This is a genomic window from Blastomonas sp., from assembly GCF_041747255.1.
Lineage (GTDB): Bacteria > Pseudomonadota > Alphaproteobacteria > Sphingomonadales > Sphingomonadaceae > Blastomonas.
On the sequence record NZ_JBGTFM010000243.1, the window covers coordinates 1 to 2,103 of the forward strand.

The window sequence follows — 2,103 nt, forward strand, 5'->3', positions numbered from 1 at the left end:
GCGATGGACATTGCCGAGGGCGCGGACAGCGTGATGGTCAAGCCCGGCATGCCGTATCTCGACATCGCGGCGCGGGTGAAGGCGACTTTCGGGCTGCCGGTCTATGCCTATATGGTCTCGGGCGAGTATGCGATGATCGAGGCGGCGGCTGCGGCAGGCGCAGGCGACCGCGACGCTCTGGTGCTCGAAAGCCTGGTGGCATTTCGCCGCGCCGGGTGCAGCGGCATCCTCACTTACCACGCCGCGCACGCCGCGCGGCTGCTGGCGAAAGGCTGATCTGGTGGGCGACGATATCTCGATCATCACCTTGCACGGCAAGACCCCGCGCATCCACGACAGCGCCTTTATCGCGCCGGGCTGCCGGATCATCGGCGATGTCGAGATCGGTGCGGACGCCAGCATCTGGTACAATTGCGTGGTGCGCGCGGATGTGAACCGCATTGTCATCGGCGCGCGCAGCAACGTGCAGGATGGCAGCATCATCCATTGCGACAGCCCGCGCCCCGGCCAGCCCGAAGGCTTCCCGACGTTGATCGGCGAGGATGTTCTGATCGGCCATCTGGCGATGGTGCATGGCTGCGTGCTGGAAGATCGCGCGTTTGTCGGGCTGGGCGCGATCGTTATGGATGGCTGCCGGATCGAAGGCGATGCCATGCTGGCGGCAGGCGCGATGCTGACCCCGGGCAAAACCATGCCATCGGGCCAGCTGTGGGGTGGCCGCCCGGCGCAGTTCATGCGCGACCTGCCCGAACGGGCGATTGCTGAAATGCGGCTTGGCGTGGCGCATTATGTAGAAAACGCCCGCGTCCACGGCGCTGCGGCTGCGTCAGTCTGACCGGGCAAGATGACGGCTTCGGTAGCGATCCTGCATATGCGTCGGCTTCATCATCGATCTGGGTGAACCGCGCTAGTGGTCCGATTCTGACATTTGCTACTGCTTTGGGCTGGGTCTCAAGCAAATGTGAGAATCATCAGGACCACTAGCAAATATATGTTTCTAGTGGATTTTATGATTTTGACATTCGAAGTTGGATTTAGCCGCAAGCGGGACTCGAATGTCAAAATCAATCCACTGGCGCGCCATCAGCGGCCCTGCATATAGTCACGCGGTGGCACGAACCGCTCGCCGTTTGCCTTCGCTCGCTGGGCCTCGTCGGCAATGGCGGTCTTGCGCTGCACGGCGGCGATCTGTTCCTGCTTGCGTTTGCCAAACCCGCCGGCTTCATCGCCCATCGCCTGTGCGACCTTGCGAATCTCCGCGCCTCGGGTGCCGATCACCAGTGCCAAAAAGACCGATGCCAGCGATATGGACAGGAATGTAACGAACAGACCATCTGGCGACATGCTTTTGCTCCCTTTTGTTATGTGTGAACCAAAAATGCGCGGCATTGGTTAAGCGCAGCTTGGCACCAAAGGTTAAGCAGGTGTTGACGACAGATTTATCCTCTCTTTACCCAATCCGGCAGCGACTGGCGCGACGTGGCCGCACAGGTGCAGGGACACAATTGCCTGCCAGGCGCTGATAACAAGAAATTAACGCGCCACGCCGACCATGAACCATGGCCCGCGTATTGTCTTTCCACCGTCGAACCCGGTCCCCGCGCCCGACCAGCCGTGCCGTCGGGCTTGCGCTTGCGCTCGCCGCGCTGATCGGCTGGAGCGCCCCGGACTGGCTGCCGGGCGCAACAGCAAGCACATTCAACATCCTCGATGTTCCTGCAGGCGACCTGATGGACGCGTCGGACGCTGCCGATCGCCAAGATGTGCAGTTCGGCTTGTGCTCACAGTGGGGCCGGGTGGCCTGTGTGGTCGATGGCGACACCTTCTGGCTGAAGGGCGAGAAAATCCGCATCGCCGATATCGATACCCCCGAAATCTCGTCGCCCCGCTGCCCGGGCGAGCTCGAACGCGGTCGGCGTGCGACCGAGCGGATGCTCGATCTGTTGAATGCCGCGCCGTTTGCGCTGGAACCGGTGGATCGCAGCCACGACCGTTATGGCCGGGCGCTGTTTCGCGTCACCCGCGCGGGTGAGAGCCTGGGCGATGTGCTGATCGATGAGGGGCTCGCGGTGCGCTTTGGCGGGGGCAAGCCCGACTGGTGCT

Annotated in this window: 3 protein-coding genes and 1 pseudogene; 3 read left to right on the forward strand and 1 reads right to left on the reverse strand. The window is 62.5% G+C overall.

The features are described from left to right. Both ACEW8G_RS08505 and ACEW8G_RS08510 read left to right on the forward strand, forming a co-directional pair. A pseudogene (locus ACEW8G_RS08505) lies at positions 1 to 276 on the forward strand (porphobilinogen synthase); the annotation flags it as partial. A 4-nt stretch (positions 277 to 280) separates the two neighbouring features. Beyond that, a complete protein-coding gene (locus ACEW8G_RS08510) occupies positions 281 to 835 on the forward strand; it encodes a gamma carbonic anhydrase family protein (RefSeq protein ID WP_373487996.1) in 555 nt (184 codons plus the stop codon). 248 nt (positions 836 to 1,083) lie between these two features. Here the strand turns inward: ACEW8G_RS08510 and ACEW8G_RS08515 are convergent, their stop codons facing one another. After that, positions 1,084 to 1,344: a hypothetical protein gene (locus ACEW8G_RS08515; RefSeq protein WP_373487997.1), complete on the reverse strand. Its 261-nt coding sequence runs from the start codon at positions 1,342 to 1,344 to the stop codon at positions 1,084 to 1,086. Between the two features lie 227 nt (positions 1,345 to 1,571). On the opposite strand from ACEW8G_RS08515, the gene ACEW8G_RS08520 reads away from it, so the two are divergent. Beyond that, positions 1,572 to 2,103, forward strand: a 532-nt coding sequence (locus tag ACEW8G_RS08520) for a thermonuclease family protein (protein ID WP_373487998.1), incomplete at its 3' end; no start/stop codon positions are given.

What these genes read in the sequence shown, in the direction of transcription:
- ACEW8G_RS08515 (WP_373487997.1), bottom strand. Translation starts at nt 1,344, where the DNA reads ATGTCGCCAGATGGTCTGTTCGTTACATTCCTGTCCATATCGCTGGCA.